General features: G+C 27.3%; 1 protein-coding gene. It reads left to right on the top strand.

Features of this window, described 5'->3' with window-relative positions:
- Positions 1 to 604 (top strand): hypothetical protein (locus HNV10_RS17095; RefSeq protein WP_206676004.1); only part of this gene is annotated, 604 nt, incomplete at its 5' end.
- Between the last annotated feature and the right edge of the window lie 139 nt (positions 605 to 743).

Genomic DNA, 743 nt, shown 5'->3' with positions numbered 1-743 from the left:
AAACACGTTGGCACACATAAAAAAAATGATTACGATTATAAAGAAATATAAAGCGGAAATAATATTTGGAATAATTTTAATAGTTCATTTTAGCGGAATAATTAAAAATATTGAAGTTTATGAAATTGGAATTGGTGCCATAGTTGTTGCGTATGGAATTTATGAAAAAATCAAAAACAGAAATAAAATGAGAAAGGAAAACATTCTCATTCTGAAAACAAATAATGAACAATACCGAAAAACCTCAAAATTAGTACTCGGAATTATTGCTATAATATTCTCTGTTATAGGATTTCAATATACAGCTTTTGAAAAACCTTTTCTGACAGTACTCATAATCATTGGATTTCTTTTGGTAATTTCAAGCTTGCTAACTGAAAACAGTTCTTTTATCGAAATTCTGAATAAAAGATTACGATTTGAAAATGATATTGATTTGGAAATACGTGATATTTCTTCAATAAAATTAAACGAGTCTGAAATAATTTTTAACCAAACAAATAATAAAAGTTCAAGAATAGCATTTTTGGATAATAGCAAAGAAAGTATTGAGCGGATGAAAAAATACTTTGAGAAAAATTTGAATAAAATAGAATTTGAATAAATTACGTGTGCCAACACTGTGTATAATTAATTGCTTTTTAAGTGCTTACTCGCGAAAATTCCTGCGGAATTTTCTCTGGTTCGTAAAAGTTTGCTAAATTAGTTGCTAAACCACGCAACTAACCATACACAAACACGTT

The organism is Winogradskyella litoriviva, assembly GCF_013249065.1.
GTDB lineage: Bacteria > Bacteroidota > Bacteroidia > Flavobacteriales > Flavobacteriaceae > Winogradskyella > Winogradskyella litoriviva.
This window is presented reverse-complemented; position numbering and strand designations above follow the sequence as displayed.